Below are 17,941 nucleotides of genomic sequence, written 5' to 3'. Positions count from 1 at the left end.
TTTGCACTCTAGCCCTTTGAACATGAATGAAGATTGCTGCAAGGTGTGAGCTCTGTCAAAGTATTGCCCTCATCCTGGAGGGAACATGGTTCTGCAATCAACGCGTTGGCTCGCTCTCAGTTATTTCACGTACTTCTTTTCCTATGGCATCTATCTCCCGTTTTGGAGCGTTTGGTTAAAAGGTGAGGGCATACCGCCTGAAACCATCGGTATCTTGCTCGGCGCTGGCCTGGTGGCGCGCTTCCTCGGTAGCCTGCTGATTGCTCCACGTGTAAAAGATCCCTCCTATTTAATCACCGCGTTGCGTTTGTTGGCATTGCTCTCCCTGGCGTTTGCCGTCGGCTTCTGTTTCGGTAATGGCTGGGCCTGGCTGATGCTGGTGATCGCCGGTTTTAACCTGTTCTTCTCCCCGCTGGTTCCGCTGACCGATGCGTTGGCTGCCACCTGGCAACGGCAGATCACTCTGGACTATGGCCGGGTGCGGTTATGGGGATCGCTGGCCTTTGTGATCGGCTCGGCGTTAACCGGCAAGCTGGTGTCCGTTTGGGGCCATAATGCGATTTTGATCAGCCTGTTGGTCAGCATCCTGGCGATGCTGGTGGGCATGTTGCTGAAACCGAGCGTGCTGCCACAAGGTGAGTCTCGGGCGCAGAATGAACCTAGCCGCTCCTGGCGTGAACTGCTCAGCGAAGGGCCTGTCTGGCGTTTTCTGCTGTGTGTGACGCTGTTGCAAGGGGCACATGCCGGTTATTACAGCTTTGCCTCCATCTATTGGGAAGAGGCGGGTTACTCTGCGGCGACTATCGGCTACCTGTGGTCTTTGGGGGTGGTCGCTGAAGTGGTTATCTTTGCCAGCAGCAATTTCCTGTTCCGCCGTTGGAATGCGCGTAATCTGCTGTTACTTTCCGCCGTGTGTGGTCTGCTGCGCTGGGGCCTGATGGCAACCACGACGGAAATCGGCTGGCTGTTGCTGGTGCAGGTGCTGCACTGTGGTACCTTCACGGTCTGCCATCTGGCGGCAATGCGCTTTATTGCGGCGCGTCAGGGGGCGGAAGTGATCCGTCTGCAGGCGGTTTATTCGGCGCTGGCGATGGGCGGCGGTATTGCCGTGATGACCGTAGTGGCGGGCTTCCTGTTTGAGCACTATCAGGGCGGAGTGTTCTGGGTGATGGTCGCGGTGGTGGTGCCAGCGTTGTTTATTCGCCCACCGGCGGTGGCGGTTAGCAATAGCCGTTAATGGCTTTCCAGCAGCGCACGGATCGCCTTGCGCTGCTGACGCTCCAGCGGCAGTTCGGTAATAATCAGTGTGGGTGGTTGCTCCTGGCTCGGTGTGGCGTAGGGGCTAATCACCAGCGTAATCCCTTGTGGTGCACCAGCAAGCAGGTAGTCGTGTAAGGGCTGATATTTGATATTCAATGGCAACAGCGTCAATTCGCGGATCTGATATTCCACTTCTTCTTCCAACTGCGGGTTATCCAGCGTCAGCAACAGTATCTGCTTTTCATGCAGCGCGTTGCCCTGCATCAACCAGGCACCAAAGCTGATCGCCACTAGCCCTGCTTCTTCCCGCGAAAATTGAATCTCATATTCCTGTTCAAACGGCGCTAACGCCTCCTGTGTGGTACGCATCAGACGGGGATATTTACGGACCACCTCTTCCAGTAGCGTATTGTCGATGCCGATAGCAAACCGGCAGCGTTCCACGGCAGGGGCCAAATGGGCAAACAGCTGGCTGATTAACCCCTCCTGGCTGCTGAAATGCATGCCGGAGATCTGTTGGAAGCGTTCCACCACCTGCCCGATGGCCGCCATCAGGCGTTGGTCCTCGGGCGAATCACTGCTCTGGTAGCTGTGACTTTTCAGCAGGGTAAACATCAACGCCAGGAAGTCACATTCTCTACTGTCACCGGGCTGGCCAAATAGCTGATTTAGCGCTTGATGCAGTTCCTCTGCCGCCAGATGCTCTGGCTTGGTTTGCAGCCACTCATGCTGGCGGCGATCAAATTGAGGATGGCGCTGATGCTGGCTAGCCCAGACGCAATAACAAAGATAGTGTTGCAAAAACAGTCGGTCACGCTGCTCAAAGCGGCGGTTAAGGCGCTGTTCACATTGGTTGATGCACAATTCCAATGCCGGAAGCTGTGGGTGTTGAAGTTGCATCGCCCGCTGAAACTGAGGGCCAAAGTGTTGCTCGACAAACTCTGGGCTGCAACGCAAGGCTCGCCGTAGCCATTGGAGCAGACACAAGCGAAGATCCAGCGCGCTGCCCTGGATCTGGTAGCCCTCGTAGGGATCGCCGCTGATTTCCAGATGATGGAAATGCTGGATCTCGCGGGCAACCTCAGCTATATCTTGCCGGGTAATGAGCAGGTCTACGCCGTTGATTTGGCCGATGGTCTCCAGTTGTACCGAGGGTACTGGCGCATACAGCATCAGCAGTAAATGACAGCGCCGTTGTTGACCTGAAAACTCAGGCGCAGAAGAAGTCTCCAGGCTCATATCACCTTCTGGCAGGTCGTGTTTAAATTATGTTTAAGCATAGCAAAAGGCTCTGTGGGCCGTGGCAGTTGCCCCTGCTTTTACTTCGGCTTACTACTTTCGTCACAGTTATTCGGCTTGTTAACGCCGGTTGAGGTTTGGTTGATGTTATATTATAACAATAAAAAGTATGCTTGGATGATGAAACTCCGTGGCCTGGTGACTTGCTTGCTAATGATGACCTGCATGGGCGCACTCGCCCACCCACACAGTTTTATCGATATGAACACCACCTTTGTGGCTAAGGATCAGAAGCTGACCGGTTTAAAAATGGTTTGGGTAATGGATGAGATCACCTCGGCGGATCTGCTGTATGACGCAGAAAATGCCAACAGCGATTCAGAAGTCTGGAAAAAACTGGCGGCGGAAGTAATGGCTAACGTCCTCGGGCAGCACTATTTCACCGATATTTACCGCGCAGGCAAACCGGTGAAATACCTCAATCTGCCAACCGAATACCATCTATCCCGGCAGGGCCATAAAGCCGTGCTGGAATTTGTGCTGCCGCTGGCGGAGCCACAGCCGCTGGTGGGAGAACCCTTTGAGATTGCCACCTACGATCCCACCTATTTTGTGGACATGACCTATCAGGATCAAAAGGCGCTGCACTTGCCGCCAGAGATGGCAAAGCAGTGCAAATTCAGCCTGGTGACGCCAAAGCCCGATTCGTCATTACAAGCTTATGCATTGTCTCTCGATAAGAACGACTCGCCCGGTGAAGATATGGCATTAGGGCAACAGTTTGCCCAGCGGGTGACGTTAACATGTCAATAAACCTCAGCCAGACCAGCAAACCTCAGCGCCATTGGGCCTTCAGCCTGTGGCCGCTGTTGCTGTTCTTCATTCTGCTGGCGGCGGTGGCCCAGTGGGTTTGGCATTACTGGCCGCAGCTGTTGATGCAAAGCGTGGTGTGGCAGAAAGGGTTACATCAGGAAATGGCGGCCTTGCTGCAACAGGTCAAGGCGGCTCCCCAGCAAGCGGGAGTGGCGCTGATGCTGTTCAGTCTAGGCTATGGCGTATTGCATGCCCTGGGGCCGGGCCACGGTAAAGTGGTGATCGCCACCTATCTGGCTACCCACCCGGCACGGTTGAAAAGCAGCCTGAAGCTGACGTTTGCCGCCTCTGTGGTGCAGGGATTGGTCGCGATTGCCCTGGTCACGCTAGTGCTGGTGCTGCTGCAACTTTCTTCCCGGCAGTTGCATCAAAGTAGTTTCTGGCTGGAGAAGGGCAGTTTTATTCTGGTGATCCTGCTCGGTGTCTTGCTCAGTTGGCGGGCGTTAAAGCGCTTGTTTATGGCGGTGAAAGCGATGCGGCCTCGGCCTGCGCTGCGCATCAACAGCTTGCAGCCTCTGCCTGCCGATCATGTCCATAGCGCGAATTGTGGTTGTGGCCACCGGCATTTGCCGAGCGATGAGGAACTGCAAGCTGGCAATGATTGGCGCACCAAAACGGCGATTGTGCTGGCAATGGGTCTGCGGCCTTGCTCCGGGGCGATCCTGGTCTTGCTGTTTTCCAAGGTGATCGGCGTTTTTACCTGGGGCGTGTTGTCGGCACTTGCCATGGCACTGGGTACTTCGATCACGATTTCCGGGTTGGCGCTGTTGGTGCATTACAGCCGTAAGCTGGCGATACGCATCAGCCGCCAGCGCGCACCGGCGGCCTGGAGTGCGGTTGCTTGGGGCTCGTTGGCGTTAGCCGGAGGTTTAATTCTGCTGTTTGCCGGTGTGCTGCTGTACGTCAGCGCTCAGCCGGAATTTGGTGGCGGGATACGGCCTTTTGCCCGCTGAGGAAAAAAAAAGCGCTGCAAATGCAGCGCCTTGATTTTCAGCTGAGTTATTAACGCTTCAGCGCTTCACTCAGTTCTTCACGCATATTGGAAAGCAATGCTTTCACCACACGTGGGTTACCGGCAACCACGTTGCCAGAGCTGAAGTGGTTATGGCCGCCAACAAAGTCGGTGACCAGGCCGCCAGACTCACGTACCAGCAATTCGCCAGCAGCAAAGTCCCAAGGCTTCAGGCCAATCTCAAAGAAACCATCAACGCGGCCAGCGGCAACGTAGGCCAGATCCAGCGCGGCTGAACCGGTACGGCGGAAGTCGGCACATTGGGTGAACAGTTTGCCCAGCACGTTAATGTAAGCCGGTGCGTGCTGTTTGACTTTGAACGGGAAGCCGGTCGCCAGGATGGTGCCATCCAGATCTTTGGCATTGGTGCCGCGCAGACGGTAACCGTTGAGCTGTGCGCCCTGGCCACGGGTGGCGGTGAACAGTTCGTTGCGCATTGGATCGTAAACCACGGCCACTTCGGTACGGCCTTTAATGCGTACGGCGATGGAAACGGAAAAGTGTGGGAGACGTTTGATGAAGTTGGCGGTGCCATCCAGTGGATCAATCACCCATTGTACATCCTGATCTTCACCGGTTAACTCACCGCACTCTTCACCAATAACGGTGTGTTTCGGGTAAGATTTACGGATGATTTCGATGATCAGACGCTCAGCCTCGCGATCGACGTTAGTGACAAAGTCGTTAGAACCTTTTTGTGTCGCTTCTACAGCGTCTGGAGTCTCGTAATTTTTGGCAATCAGGTTGCCAGCCTTGCGCGCAGCGCGCACGGCGATAGTCAGCATCGGATGCATGGGTATCTTCCACAGGATGTTAAAGAACAGGAAACGGCGCGAAGTATAGCAGGTGTTCGGCAAAATACCTACGACTGTGTTAGGATGCTACGATTTTCCGCAACGCTCAGAGTTTGTATGCTGCACAATATCCGCATTGTTCTGGTTGAAACCTCTCATACCGGCAACATGGGCTCTACTGCCCGTGCCATGAAAACCATGGGGTTAACCAACCTTTATCTGGTCAATCCACTGGTGAAACCCGATTCCCAGGCGATCGCCCTGGCCGCAGGCGCCAGCGATGTGATTGGCAACGCCACGATTGTCGATACCTTTGACGAAGCCATTGCGGGTTGCCGCTTGGTGGTGGGCACCAGCGCTCGCTCGCGCACTCTCCCATGGCCGATGCTGGAACCTCGCGAATGCGGCGTGCGCGCGGTACAGGAAGGCGAGCAGGGGCCGGTTGCGTTGGTCTTTGGCCGTGAACGCGTTGGGCTAACCAATGACGAATTACAGAAATGCCATTATCATGTCGCCATTCCTGCCAACCCGGAGTACAGCTCGCTGAATCTGGCCATGGCGGTGCAAATCCTGGCGTATGAGGTTCGCGTTGCCTTCCTCGATCGTCAGCAGGCTGATGCCGCACCGGTGGAAGAATCACCGTATCCTCTGGTGGATGATATTGAACGCTTCTATCAGCATCTGGAGCAGACTTTGGTGCGCACCGGCTTTATCCGCGCCGCCCATCCAGGGCAGGTGATGAACCGTTTACGCCGCCTGTTTGCCCGGGCACGCCCGGAAGCGCAGGAGCTGAATATCTTGCGTGGTATGCTGACCTCGATCGAGAAACAGGATAAACAGCAAGGTAATTAATTTTGCTGTCACCCGCAGTTAGGCAAGATAGTATTGCTTATCTGCGGGTTATAAGGTGTATTTTATATGCATCGGATAGCAAAGCGCACAAAAAGCACGAATACTTGAGTAAATTACTAGGTTAAATAGTTGACTGATTTACTCGGGAATGTCAGAATTTGGCCCATGTTTGACCAACAGGTAACCAATTAGCTATGAGACTGACATCCAAAGGCCGTTATGCAGTAACTGCCATGCTCGACGTGGCATTACACTCCCAGGAAGGGCCGGTACCACTGGCGGATATTTCCGAACGCCAAGGTATCTCGCTCTCTTATCTGGAACAACTGTTTTCCCGTCTGCGTAAGAATGGCCTGGTGGCCAGCGTGCGTGGGCCAGGCGGTGGTTACCTGTTGGGCAAAGAAGCGGACGCTATCGCCGTAGGCGCGGTGATTTCCGCAGTCGACGAATCGGTAGACGCCACCCGTTGCCAGGGTAAAGAAGGCTGCCAGGGGGGCGATCGTTGCCTGACCCATACCCTGTGGCGCGATCTGAGCGAGCGCATCAGCGGGTTCTTGAACAATATTACGCTGGCCGAACTGGTAAACAACCAGGAAGTGCTGGACGTGGCAGACCGTCAAAATAGCGATACGCGCCGCACGGCCAACGGTCGTCTGCAAGAAACGATCAACGTTAATCTGCGCGCATAAGCAGCTGACGACTAATTTATTGGTTTTTGGAAGTGATGTACGGAGTACAAGAGCAATGAAATTACCGATTTATCTGGACTACTCGGCCACGACTCCGGTCGACCCGCGTGTTGCCGAGAAGATGATGCAGTTTTTGACCCTGGACGGCACTTTCGGTAACCCGGCCTCCCGTTCCCACCGTTTCGGCTGGCAGGCGGAAGAGGCGGTTGATATCGCCCGTAACCAGATCGCTGAACTGGTTGGTGCGGACCCGCGTGAGATCGTGTTTACCTCAGGGGCCACCGAATCCGATAACCTGGCGATCAAAGGCGCTGCCAACTTCTATCAGAAGAAAGGCAAGCACATCATCACCTGTAAAACCGAACATAAAGCCGTGCTGGATACCTGCCGCCAACTCGAGCGCGAAGGTTTTGAAGTCACCTATCTGGCACCGCAGAGCAACGGGATCATCGATCTCCAGGTTCTCGAAGCCGCGATGCGTGAAGACACCATCCTGGTTTCCATCATGCACGTGAATAACGAAATTGGCGTAGTGCAGGATATCGCCGCCATCGGCGAAATGTGCCGGGCGCGTGGCATCATCTATCACGTCGATGCAACCCAGAGCGTAGGCAAACTGCCTATCGACCTGAGCAAGCTGAAAGTGGATCTGATGTCCTTCTCCGGCCACAAGATTTATGGCCCGAAAGGCATTGGTGCCCTGTATGTGCAGCGTAAGCCGCGCATCCGCATCGAAGCCCAGATCCACGGCGGTGGCCATGAGCGCGGTATGCGTTCCGGTACCCTGCCAGTGCATCAGATCGTTGCCATGGGTGAAGCCTATCGTATCGCCAAAGAAGAAATGGCCAGCGAAATGGCACGCCTGCGCATCCTGCGCGATCGTCTGTGGAACGGCGTGAAAGATATGGAAGAAGTGTATCTGAACGGCGATCTGCAACACGGTGCACCGAACATTCTCAACGTCAGCTTCAACTATGTTGAAGGTGAGTCGCTGATCATGGCGTTGAAAGACTTGGCGGTTTCTTCAGGCTCAGCCTGTACTTCTGCCAGCCTTGAACCTTCCTATGTGCTGCGTGCACTGGGTATGAGTGATGAGTTAGCGCACAGCTCGATCCGTTTCTCCCTGGGGCGTTTCACCACGGAAGAAGAGATCGATTACACCATTTCGTTGGTGCGTAAATCCATTGGCCGTCTGCGCGATCTCTCCCCACTGTGGGACATGTTCAAGCAGGGCGTGGATATCAACAGCATCGAATGGGCACATCATTAATTCTCAGGATCCGGGAGCAACGTCATGGCTTACAGCGAAAAAGTAATCGATCATTATGAAAACCCGCGTAACGTAGGGTCGTTTGATAACGAAGATCCTACCGTCGGTAGCGGTATGGTAGGGGCACCGGCCTGTGGCGACGTGATGAAGCTGCAGATCAAGGTCAACAACGAAGGCATTATCGAAGATGCCCGTTTCAAAACCTACGGCTGCGGTTCCGCCATCGCTTCCAGCTCGCTGGTCACCGAATGGATGAAAGGCAAGTCTCTTGATCAGGCCGAAGCGATCAAAAATACCCAGATCGCCGAAGAACTGGAGTTACCTCCGGTTAAAATTCACTGCTCAATTCTGGCCGAAGACGCCATTAAAGCAGCGATCGCCGACTACAAGAGCAAGCACAGCGCCAAGTAGTTATTATTGAGTCAGTTAGCCCGCCTTGCGGGCTAAGATTGAAGAGGTTGTTATGTCGATTACCATGAGCGACAGCGCCGCGCAGCGGGTTCAGGCATTTTTGGACCACCGTGGCAAAGGTCTCGGCCTGCGTCTGGGCGTGCGAACTTCCGGCTGTTCCGGAATGGCGTATGTGCTCGAATTTGTTGATGAAACGAACGACGATGATATCGTTTTTGAAGACAAAGGCGTCAAGGTGATCATTGACGGCAAGAGCCTGGTCTATCTGGACGGTACCGAGCTTGATTTCGTCAAGGAAGGTCTGAACGAAGGCTTCAAGTTCAACAACCCGAACGTCTCAAGCGAGTGCGGCTGCGGCGAGAGCTTTAACGTCTGACAGTCCATCGTGCTCCCCCGTGAGCCACGGGGGAACCTCAATCATCACGATAACGCCCCGAGCACGCTATGGATTACTTTACTTTATTCGGGTTGCCGGTCCGCTATAGCGTAGACGGCAGCTTGCTTACCTCACGCTATCAAGATTTGCAGCGCCAATTCCACCCCGATCGTCATGCTCTCCAACCGGAGCGTGAACGCCTGATGGCGTTACAGCAGGCGGCGACCATCAACGAAGCCTATCAGTCGCTGAAGCACCCGTTAAAACGTGCCGAGTATATGTTATCTTTGCACGGCTTTGATTTGGGCAACGAGCAGCATACCCTGCGCGACACCGCGTTCCTGATGGAACAGTTGGAGCTGCGTGAAGAGCTTGATGCCATTGAACGCTCGCCGGATGCGCAAAACGCATTGGCTGCCTTCGCCACGCGCCTGAACAAGACCTTCAAACAGCGTAGCGCGCAGATGGTGCAGGAGTTGGACGAGCAGCAGTGGTCACAGGCTGCCGATACCGTGCGCAAGCTACGCTTTTTGGACAAACTCCAGCAACAGATTGAACAACTCGAAGAAAAACTGCTGGGTTTTGAGTAATAGATTCTTGATCTCGATTTTGGAAGCTCTGTAAATGGCCTTATTACAAATTAGTGAGCCTGGCCTCACGGCTGCGCCGCATCAGCGCCGCCTGGCTGCCGGTATTGATCTGGGGACCACCAACTCGCTGGTGGCTACGGTGCGTAGCGGCCAGGCCGAGACGCTGGCCGACATTGAAGGGCGCTATCTGCTGCCTTCTGTGGTGCATTATCAGGCCACCGAACATCAGGTTGGCTGGAGCGCTCGTGCACAGGCGGCACAAGATCCGGTCAATACGGTCAGCTCTGTCAAGCGCATGATGGGCCGTTCTTTGGCTGACGTGCAACAACGCTATCCAAACCTGCCGTATCAGTTCCAGGCCAGCGATAACGGCTTGCCAATGATCGTGACCGCCGCAGGCCTGGTTAACCCAGTTGGTGTTTCCGCCGATATCCTCAAGGCACTGGCTACCCGCGCTAAAGCAGCGTTGGAAGGTGAGCTTGATGGTGTGGTGATCACCGTTCCTGCCTACTTCGACGACGCTCAACGCCAAGGCACCAAAGACGCAGCGCGTCTGGCTGGCCTGCACGTGCTGCGCCTGTTGAACGAACCGACCGCTGCGGCTATCGCTTACGGGTTGGATTCGGGTCAGGAAGGGGTCATCGCCGTTTACGATCTGGGTGGCGGCACCTTTGATATTTCCATTTTGCGCCTCAGCCGTGGCGTGTTCGAAGTGCTGGCTACCGGCGGTGATTCCGCATTGGGTGGCGATGACTTCGATCATCTGCTGGCGGACTGGTTGCGTGAACAGGCAGGCATTAGCGATCGCAGCGATCATGGTGTGCAACGCCAATTGCTGGATGCTGCGATTGCGGTCAAAATCGCCCTGAGCGATGCGCAGAGCACCACGGTAGATATCGCTGGTTGGCAGGGTGAAGTGACCCGCGAACAGTTCGAAACGCTGATTGCCTCGCTGGTGAAACGTACCCTGATGGCTTGCCGCCGCGCGCTGAAAGATGCCGCCGTCAGTACCGATGAGGTGCTGGAAGTGGTGATGGTTGGCGGCTCAACCCGTGTGCCATTGGTACGCGAACAGGTGGGCGAGTTCTTTGGCCGTACGCCGCTGACGTCGATCGATCCGGACAAGGTGGTGGCGATCGGTGCTGCTATCCAGGCGGATATCCTGGTGGGTAACAAACCGGATAGCGAAATGCTGCTGCTGGACGTGATCCCGCTGTCGCTTGGCTTGGAAACCATGGGTGGCCTGGTTGAAAAGGTGATCCCGCGTAACACCACCATTCCGGTGGCGCGTGCGCAGGAGTTTACCACCTTCAAAGATGGCCAGAGCGCGATGATGATCCACGTGCTGCAAGGCGAGCGTGAACTGGTACAAGATTGCCGTTCGCTGGCGCGCTTTACGCTGCGTGGCTTGCCGCCGCTTCCTGCCGGCGGGGCGCATATCCGTGTGACCTTCCAGGTGGATGCCGACGGCCTGCTGAGCGTGACGGCGATGGAGAAATCCACCGGCGTCGAAGCCTCCATTCAGGTCAAGCCTTCGTATGGCCTGTCCGATGCCGAAATTGCCGGCATGTTGAAGGACTCGATGGCCAATGCGCAAAGCGATGTCGGTGCTCGCAAGCTGGCGGAGCAACGGGTAGAAGCTTCCCGCGTGCTGGAAAGCCTGCAAGGTGCGCTGGCAAGCGATGCCGCTCTGCTGAGTGACGAAGAAAGCCTGGCTATCAACAACGCGGTAGCCGAGCTCCAGCAAGTGATGCAAGGCTCCGATCCTGCTGCGATCGAGGCCGCAATAAAAATAGTCGATGCAACAACCCAAGATTTTGCCGCGCGCCGCATGGATGCCTCCATTCGCCGTGCGCTGGCTGGCCATTCTGTGGATGAGGTTTAACCATGCCGAAAATTGTTTTCCTGCCCCATCAAGATCTCTGCCCGGAGGGGGCTGTACTGGAAGCGGAAGTTGGGGAAACTATCCTCGATGTCGCATTGCGTAACGGTATTGAAATTGAACATGCCTGTGAGAAATCCTGTGCCTGTACCACCTGCCACTGCATCGTGCGTGAAGGGTTTGATTCCCTGGCCGAAAGCAGCGAGCTGGAAGATGACATGCTGGACAAAGCCTGGGGGCTGGAGCCGGAAAGCCGCTTGAGCTGCCAGGCCCGCGTCACCGAAGACGATTTGGTGGTCGAAATGCCGCGTTATACTGTCAACCATGCGCGCGAGCACTAGGAGATAAGAATGGGACTGAAGTGGACAGACAGCCGCGAAATCGGCGAAGCCCTGTACGACGCCTATCCAGATACCGATCCGAAAACCGTGCGTTTCACCGATATGCACCAGTGGATTTGCGATCTGGAAGAATTTGACGATGAACCGCAGGCTTCCAATGAAAAAATACTGGAAGCGATCCTGCTGGTCTGGTTAGATGAAGCAGAGTAAATAGCATGACGGGCTGCCATAGGCAGCCCGTTTATTTTGTATCCGACAAGATTAGTACAAGAATAATCCGGAGTAAGGCTATGACAACCGAAATCATGCAGATTACGCTATCCCAGCAACCCGCCGATGCGCGCTGGGGTGAAAAGGCGCTGCTGAGCACCAATGACCAAGGCATCACTATCCATCTGAGCAATTCCGGCAAGCTGGGCCTGATCCAGCGCGCGGCACGCAGGATCGATGGCCAGGGCATCAAGAAAGTGAAACTGGCCGGGGAAGGCTGGGACCTGGAAAACAGCTGGGCGTTTTGGCAGGGCTATCGCGGGCCAAAAGGGCAGCGTAGCGTCGAGTGGGCTGAGCTGCCGGAAGCGGAAAGCCAAGAGCTGCAACAGCGCCTGAAGATTGTCGATTGGGTGCGTGACACTATCAATATGCCAGCGGAAGAGCTGGGGCCTGAGCAACTGGCAACCCGCGCGGTTGATCTGATGTGTGCTGTTGGTTGTGATGCCGTCAGTTACCGCATCACCAAAGGTGAAGACCTGCGTGAGCAGAACTACGCCGGTATTCATACGGTTGGGCGGGGTTCCGATCGTTCTCCGGTGCTGTTGGCGCTGGACTTTAACCCGACGGGCAACCCGGATGCACCGGTATTCGCCTGCCTGGTAGGTAAAGGGATCACCTTCGACAGCGGCGGTTACAGCCTCAAGCAAAGCGCGTTTATGGACTCGATGAAGTCCGACATGGGCGGCGCGGCCACCATCACTGGCGCATTGGCATTGGCGGTGGCTCGCGGCTTGCAGCAGCGCGTCAAACTGTACCTGTGCTGTGCGGACAATATGGTCAGCGGTAACGCCTTTAAACTGGGCGACATTATCCGCTATCGCAATGGCAAAACGGTTGAAGTGATGAACACCGATGCGGAAGGGCGTCTGGTATTGGCCGATGGCCTGATCGATGCCAGCGCGCAAAACCCGCAGTTGATCATCGACTGCGCGACCTTGACTGGCGCAGCGAAAACGGCGGTAGGTAATGATTACCACGCGCTGTTCAGCTTTGACGATGCGCTGGCGCAAGAGCTGTTGGCCAGTGCGGATGAAGAGCACGAGCCGTTCTGGCGTCTGCCGCTAGCGGAATTTCACCGCAGCCAGTTGCCGTCAAACTTTGCTGAATTGAACAACGTTGCGGGCCCGGCTTACACCGCTGGCGCCAGCACCGCCGCGGCCTTCCTGTCGCACTTTGTGCAGAATTATCAAAAGGGTTGGCTGCATATCGACTGTTCTGCCACCTATCGTAAAGGTGCCGTGGAGCAGTGGTCAGCAGGCGCAACCGGTCTGGGCGTACGTACGCTGGCCAACCTGTTGCTGAGCAAAGCGAAGTAAGTTTAACATTACGTTTTTCCGTAGGGGCTCAGCATGCTGGGCCCTTAATACATTGGAGGAGTCGGCAATGAGTTCCCACCATCATGATGATGACGCCGTTTCAGGCGAAAACGAGCTTGAGCGCCTGCTGAGGCTGGCGGCCTCAGAACCGGCATACCGCCCGGCGTTTTTCCGCGAACTGCTGGATTCAACGGTCTACATTCTGGGTGACAGCGAGCAGGTGCCGCACGACGGTGAAATTACGCTGAATGCCGAGACACCGGTGAACATTCAGCACTGGGAAAAGCAGGATGGCAGCAGCGTGGTGCCTTTCTTCACCTCGCTGGAGGCGCTGCAAAACGCAGTGGAGGATGAGCAACCCTTTATCGCCATGCCCGCTCGCGTGCTGTTTGAAATCACCCAAGGTGCCGAACTGTTCCTGAACCCGAAAGGCACCCACGGCAAGGAATTCTTGCCAGCCGAGATCGCCATGCTGTTGGCTACCGGCGGCGTAGTGAAACCGGCAGAGCGCTATATCGATACCGAAACTCAGCTACTGCTGGGGCAGCCTGAAGAGTATCCGGCGGCGATGGTGGATGCGCTGACGACCTTGTTCAGCCAGCGGAAACCGGTACGCCGCGCTTTCCTGGCGTTAATGCACGATCGTGCCGTAGACGAGAAGCCGAACCTGCTGGTGGGCCTGGAAGTGGATGGCGATCCGGCAGAGATTGAAGCCCTGATCAGCGAAGCCGGTATGGTGGCCAGCGAAACCGCGCCGAACGATGAGCCAGTCGACTTTTGCCTGGTAGAAGAGAATGCGCGGGGCGTGAGCCATTATCTGATCAACCATACCCAGGCTTTCTATCAGCGTCGCTGGGGCAGTTGGCTGCGAAATATGATCCCATCGACCGATAAAACCCAGTAAGGCCACCGGCGAGGATCCCATTTGTCGCTGACTATGGTGGATTAAGATAATTTTTTTTTAATGAAATGTTGATTTTCCCGTAGGCAAGCGTTAACAGCGCACATATAATCTGCGCCACTTGAAAGGCCGGCACCTCACCTTATCGCCCGGCCTGTTTTGGAAGACATAATAGAGGCCATCATGACCGTAGAACGTACCTTTTCCATCATTAAGCCAAACGCTGTAGCTAACAATGACATCGGCGCTATCTATGCTCGTTTCGAGCGCGCGGGTTTCAAAATCATCGCATCTAAAATGTTGCGTCTGACTCGCGAACAAGCCGAAGGCTTCTACGCCGAGCACAAAGGCCGTCCTTTCTTCGACGGTCTGGTTGAGTTCATGACCTCTGGCCCGATCGTGGTACAGGTTCTGGAAGCGGAAAATGCCGTACAGCGTAACCGTGACATCATGGGCGCAACCAACCCTGACAACGCATTGGCCGGCACCCTGCGTGCTGACTATGCAGACAGCTTCACTGCCAACGCCGTGCACGGCTCAGACGCAGTAGAATCTGCCCAGCGTGAAATCGCATACTTCTTTAACGAAAGCGAAATCTGCCCACGTTAATTGTGGTGGGGTCTGCTGAGACCGGCAATTTACCGGCAGATACAATAAAAATGCCGTGAAAGCCGTTCAGACGTAGAAACCCGCTACTAAAATTTGTACAATGCCGCGCCCTAGGGAAGCTATCTTGCCTGGGGCGTGTCTTTTGATGACACACTTACTTTTCACTCCTTCAAGCCATAACGTGTAATAACGAGGCTAAGAGATCATTATGTTAGAACCCATCGCGCCCGAGCATACCTTGTCTGAAAATACTTCCCTGACCGTGCAAACGGAACAACCGGCTACCGCCAAAATCAACCTGCTGGATTTGAACCGTCAGCAATTGCGCGAATTTTTCGCCAACATGGGTGAAAAACCTTTCCGCGCCGATCAGGTGATGAAGTGGATGTATCACTATTGCTGCGACGATTTTGAGCAGATGACCGACATCAACAAGGTGCTGCGCAATAAATTACAGCGCGTGGCGGAAATCCGTGCGCCGGAAGTTGCAGAAGAGCAGCGTTCGGCCGATGGCACCATCAAGTGGGCCATCAAGGTGGGCGATCAACAGGTCGAAACCGTCTATATCCCAGATGGCGATCGCGCCACCCTGTGCGTGTCTTCACAGGTAGGCTGCGCATTGGAGTGCAAATTCTGTTCCACGGCTCAGCAGGGCTTTAACCGCAACCTGCGCGTCTCGGAAATCATTGGCCAGGTATGGCGTGCTGCTAAAATCCTGGGCGCCATCAAAGTCACCGGCCAACGTCCTATCACCAACGTGGTGATGATGGGCATGGGGGAGCCGTTGCTTAACCTGACCAACGTGGTGCCAGCGATGGAAATCATGCTGGATGACTTTGGTTTTGGTCTGTCCAAGCGCCGCGTTACCTTGTCTACCTCCGGTGTCGTACCCGCTCTGGACAAATTGGGCGATATGATCGATGTGGCCCTGGCCATTTCGCTGCATGCGCCTAACGACAAGATCCGTGACGAGATTGTACCGATCAACCGCAAGTACAATATTGAAACCTTCCTGGCGGCGGTACGCCGTTATCTGGAAAAGTCCAATGCCAATCAAGGGCGCGTCACCGTTGAATACGTGATGCTGGATCACATCAACGACAGCACCGACGATGCGCACCAACTGGCGGAAGTGCTGAAAGATACGCCGTGCAAGATCAACCTGATCCCATGGAACCCGTTCCTTGGGGCACCTTATGGCCGCAGCTCCAACAGCCGCGTCGACCGTTTCTCCAAGGTGTTGATGGAATACGGCTTTACGACTATTGTTCGTAAAACCCGTGGCGATGACATCGATGCTGCCTGTGGGCAGTTGGCGGGAGAGGTGATCGATCGTACCAAGCGTACCCTGAAAAAGAAAATGGCCGGGGAACCTATCAACGTACGAGCGGTCTGAATCCTATAGCATGATTTTTTTGTTATCTAACAGCCTGTTATGTGAGCAGCAATCCTTCAGGCGATCGGGTAACATCGGATAAGGAAATGAGTGCAAGCATGAAGCTGAAACTGTGGGGTGTATTATTGGCGGCCAGTTTGCTGGCGGGCTGTTCCAGCTCGCAACCCGATAACGACGGGCCAGCGGTGGCAGCAGGCCAGACCCGGTTACAACTGGGCCTGGAGTATCTGAACCAGGGTGATCTACCGGCAGCCAGGCAGAATCTGCAAAAAGCGGTCGATGCGGCCCCACAGGATTATCGTACCCAATTGGGCATGGCACTCTACAATCAGCGGATCGGCGATAACGCCGCCGCTGAACAGCGTTATCAGCAAGCGCTTAAACTTGCACCGGGTAACGGTACCGTATTGAATAATTACGGTGCGTTTCTCTGTAGTTTAGGGCAGTATGTACCGGCCCAACAGCAGTTTAGCGCTGCGGCACTGGCGCCAGAATATGGCCAGGTTGCCGACAGTCTGGAAAACGCAGGTTACTGTTTCCTCAAGGCCGGTCAAAATGATGAAGCTCGTAAGTTATTAACGCGAGCGCTGAAGATCGATCCGGACAAGGGGGCTCCGCTGCTAGTGGAAGCAGAAAAGCAATTTGGAGAAGGGAAGCGCGCGCAGTCGCAACTTTTATTGGACAGTTATCAACATGTTCTGCCGGCGAGTGCCGACAGTCTATGGCTACAGATTCGTTTCGCCGCGTTAGCGGGCCGTCAGGATAGCGTTCAACGCTATGGCAAACAGCTAGCGCGAAGTTTTCCACAATCCAAACAGTACCAGCAGTTCTTAGCTAATGAATACTGAAGATTCCCAAGATAAAACCGTATCTATGACAACAGGTCAACGCCTGCGCCAGGCTCGTGAACAACTCGGGCTGAGTCAACAGGCCGTGGCTGAACGCCTGTGCCTAAAAATGTCTACCGTGCGCGACATTGAAGACGACAATATGTCTGCCGATCTGGCTTCAACGTTCGTGCGTGGTTATATCCGTTCCTATGCCAAGCTGGTGCATTTGCCAGAAGATGAACTGTTGCCGATGATGGAAAAACAGGCACCGGTGAGAGCGGCCAAAGTGGCTCAGATGCAGAGCTTCTCTTTGGGTAAGCGCCGTAAAAAGCGTGATGGCTGGCTGATGAGCTTTACCTGGCTGATTGTGTTTGTGGTCGTGGGTTTGACCGGTGCCTGGTGGTGGCAGAATCACAAGGCTCAGCAGGAAGAGATCGCCACCATGGCGGATCAATCTTCCGCACAGCTTTCTCAGCATGGTGAAGGCCAGCCAGTGCCATTGACCGACGGCAACGTGGATAATGGTGCATCGGCAGTTGTCCCAGACAACAGCCCTGCGCCGTCAACCAATAGCGCTGCTACGACTCAACAGGTCCCGGCCGTGCTTGATCCTCAGGCGGCTCAACAGCCTGCTGTAGTAGCACCAAGTCAGGCTACTATCCCGGATGCGACATCGACCGCGCCAGCCGCCCAGGCTCAGTTGCCTACCGGTGCTGCTGGCGTCAGTGCTTCGGAGGCTGATGCCAACGGGCTGGTGATGGATTTTTCCGGCGACTGCTGGGTGCAAGTGGTTGACGCGACGGGTAAATCCTTGGTCAGCGGCATCCAGAAAAGCGGTTCCCGGCTGAATCTGGCTGGCAAGGCGCCGTTTAAACTGACCCTTGGCGCACCGGCTTCGGTACAGGTCCAATTCCAGGGTAAACCGGTCGATTTAAGCCGGTTTGTCAAGTCAAACCGTGTTGCTCGTCTGACCGTTGCCGCGCAGTAATTGCGCGGCTATTGTCGTTAAGTCAGAGCAGCAGTGGAGAGT

The 17,941-nt window shown here is 55.2% G+C and carries 20 protein-coding genes; 18 read left to right on the top strand and 2 right to left on the bottom strand.

Annotation, left to right across the window (positions count from 1 at the left end; all coding sequences use genetic code 11):
- Positions 1-85: 85 nt before the first annotated feature.
- A complete protein-coding gene (locus tag KGP16_RS19750; RefSeq protein ID WP_094982795.1) occupies positions 86-1,237 on the top strand; it encodes a 3-phenylpropionate MFS transporter in 1,152 nt (383 codons plus the stop codon).
- Here KGP16_RS19750 and csiE read toward each other — a convergent pair.
- Positions 1,234-2,499 (bottom strand): stationary phase inducible protein CsiE, encoded by a 1,266-nt coding sequence (gene csiE, locus KGP16_RS19745; protein WP_021807196.1) that lies wholly within the window; start codon positions 2,497-2,499, stop codon positions 1,234-1,236. The genes KGP16_RS19750 and csiE overlap by 4 nt on opposite strands.
- Before the next feature lie 144 nt (positions 2,500-2,643).
- On the opposite strand from csiE, the gene KGP16_RS19740 reads away from it, so the two are divergent.
- Positions 2,644-3,312, top strand: a complete 669-nt coding sequence (locus KGP16_RS19740; protein ID WP_371822642.1) for a DUF1007 family protein — start codon at positions 2,644-2,646, stop codon at positions 3,310-3,312.
- The gene (locus tag KGP16_RS19735; RefSeq protein WP_223500232.1) at positions 3,303-4,325 is read left to right on the top strand and encodes a nickel/cobalt transporter; all 1,023 of its coding nucleotides are present in this window, start codon (positions 3,303-3,305) and stop codon (positions 4,323-4,325) included. The genes KGP16_RS19740 and KGP16_RS19735 overlap by 10 nt, the downstream gene beginning before the upstream one ends.
- 49 nt (positions 4,326-4,374) lie before the next feature.
- Here the strand turns inward: KGP16_RS19735 and suhB are convergent, their stop codons facing one another.
- On the bottom strand, positions 4,375-5,178 hold the full coding sequence (suhB, locus tag KGP16_RS19730) for an inositol-1-monophosphatase (RefSeq protein WP_021178863.1): 804 nt from the start codon (positions 5,176-5,178) through the stop codon (positions 4,375-4,377).
- A gap of 117 nt (positions 5,179-5,295) precedes the next feature.
- Here suhB and trmJ point away from each other — a divergent pair, with 117 nt between their 5' ends.
- The 15 genes from trmJ to rodZ all read left to right on the top strand — a co-directional run bounded on the left by trmJ (position 5,296) and on the right by rodZ (position 17,899).
- Positions 5,296-6,030 (top strand): tRNA (cytosine(32)/uridine(32)-2'-O)-methyltransferase TrmJ, encoded by a 735-nt coding sequence (trmJ, locus tag KGP16_RS19725; protein WP_021807193.1) that lies wholly within the window; start codon positions 5,296-5,298, stop codon positions 6,028-6,030.
- A gap of 194 nt (positions 6,031-6,224) precedes the next feature.
- Positions 6,225-6,719, top strand: coding sequence for a Fe-S cluster assembly transcriptional regulator IscR (gene iscR / locus KGP16_RS19720; RefSeq protein ID WP_021807192.1), 495 nt, complete (start codon positions 6,225-6,227; stop codon positions 6,717-6,719).
- A 55-nt stretch (positions 6,720-6,774) separates the two neighbouring features.
- Positions 6,775-7,989 carry an IscS subfamily cysteine desulfurase gene (locus tag KGP16_RS19715; RefSeq protein ID WP_223500230.1) on the top strand — a complete coding sequence of 405 codons (1,215 nt, stop codon included), beginning with the start codon at positions 6,775-6,777 and terminating at the stop codon, positions 7,987-7,989.
- 24 nt (positions 7,990-8,013) lie between these two features.
- A complete protein-coding gene (iscU, locus tag KGP16_RS19710; protein ID WP_004952090.1) occupies positions 8,014-8,400 on the top strand; it encodes a Fe-S cluster assembly scaffold IscU in 387 nt (128 codons plus the stop codon).
- A gap of 52 nt (positions 8,401-8,452) precedes the next feature.
- Complete coding sequence (iscA, locus tag KGP16_RS19705; RefSeq protein WP_021178859.1) at positions 8,453-8,776, top strand: iron-sulfur cluster assembly protein IscA; 324 nt, start codon at positions 8,453-8,455, stop codon at positions 8,774-8,776.
- A 68-nt stretch (positions 8,777-8,844) separates the two neighbouring features.
- A complete protein-coding gene (gene hscB / locus KGP16_RS19700) occupies positions 8,845-9,366 on the top strand; it encodes a co-chaperone HscB (RefSeq protein ID WP_021807191.1) in 522 nt (173 codons plus the stop codon).
- Between the two features lie 34 nt (positions 9,367-9,400).
- Positions 9,401-11,251 carry a Fe-S protein assembly chaperone HscA gene (gene hscA / locus KGP16_RS19695; protein ID WP_223500228.1) on the top strand — a complete coding sequence of 617 codons (1,851 nt, stop codon included), beginning with the start codon at positions 9,401-9,403 and terminating at the stop codon, positions 11,249-11,251.
- A 2-nt stretch (positions 11,252-11,253) separates the two neighbouring features.
- Positions 11,254-11,589: an ISC system 2Fe-2S type ferredoxin gene (fdx, locus tag KGP16_RS19690; protein ID WP_021178856.1), complete on the top strand. Its 336-nt coding sequence runs from the start codon at positions 11,254-11,256 to the stop codon at positions 11,587-11,589.
- Between the two features lie 9 nt (positions 11,590-11,598).
- Positions 11,599-11,799, top strand: coding sequence for a Fe-S cluster assembly protein IscX (gene iscX / locus KGP16_RS19685; protein WP_021178855.1), 201 nt, complete (start codon positions 11,599-11,601; stop codon positions 11,797-11,799).
- Between the two features lie 80 nt (positions 11,800-11,879).
- On the top strand, positions 11,880-13,175 hold the full coding sequence (pepB, locus tag KGP16_RS19680) for an aminopeptidase PepB (RefSeq protein ID WP_021807189.1): 1,296 nt from the start codon (positions 11,880-11,882) through the stop codon (positions 13,173-13,175).
- Between the two features lie 67 nt (positions 13,176-13,242).
- Positions 13,243-14,079 carry an enhanced serine sensitivity protein SseB gene (gene sseB / locus KGP16_RS19675; protein ID WP_021807188.1) on the top strand — a complete coding sequence of 279 codons (837 nt, stop codon included), beginning with the start codon at positions 13,243-13,245 and terminating at the stop codon, positions 14,077-14,079.
- 180 nt (positions 14,080-14,259) lie between these two features.
- Positions 14,260-14,685 (top strand): nucleoside-diphosphate kinase, encoded by a 426-nt coding sequence (ndk, locus tag KGP16_RS19670; protein ID WP_004952077.1) that lies wholly within the window; start codon positions 14,260-14,262, stop codon positions 14,683-14,685.
- Between the two features lie 208 nt (positions 14,686-14,893).
- Positions 14,894-16,081 carry a bifunctional tRNA (adenosine(37)-C2)-methyltransferase TrmG/ribosomal RNA large subunit methyltransferase RlmN gene (locus tag KGP16_RS19665; protein WP_223500226.1) on the top strand — a complete coding sequence of 396 codons (1,188 nt, stop codon included), beginning with the start codon at positions 14,894-14,896 and terminating at the stop codon, positions 16,079-16,081.
- Positions 16,082-16,179: 98 nt separating this feature from the next.
- Complete coding sequence (gene pilW / locus KGP16_RS19660) at positions 16,180-16,929, top strand: type IV pilus biogenesis/stability protein PilW (RefSeq protein ID WP_021807187.1); 750 nt, start codon at positions 16,180-16,182, stop codon at positions 16,927-16,929.
- Positions 16,919-17,899, top strand: coding sequence for a cytoskeleton protein RodZ (rodZ, locus tag KGP16_RS19655; protein WP_094982790.1), 981 nt, complete (start codon positions 16,919-16,921; stop codon positions 17,897-17,899). The genes pilW and rodZ overlap by 11 nt, the downstream gene beginning before the upstream one ends.
- Positions 17,900-17,941 lie beyond the last annotated feature (42 nt).

Origin of the sequence: Serratia sp. JSRIV006 (assembly GCF_019968685.1) — a bacterium.
In the GTDB taxonomy this organism is placed as follows: Bacteria; Pseudomonadota; Gammaproteobacteria; order Enterobacterales; family Enterobacteriaceae; genus Chania; species Chania fonticola_B.
Note: the sequence above shows the minus strand (reverse complement) of the source record. Positions and strands in the feature narration are given on the sequence as shown.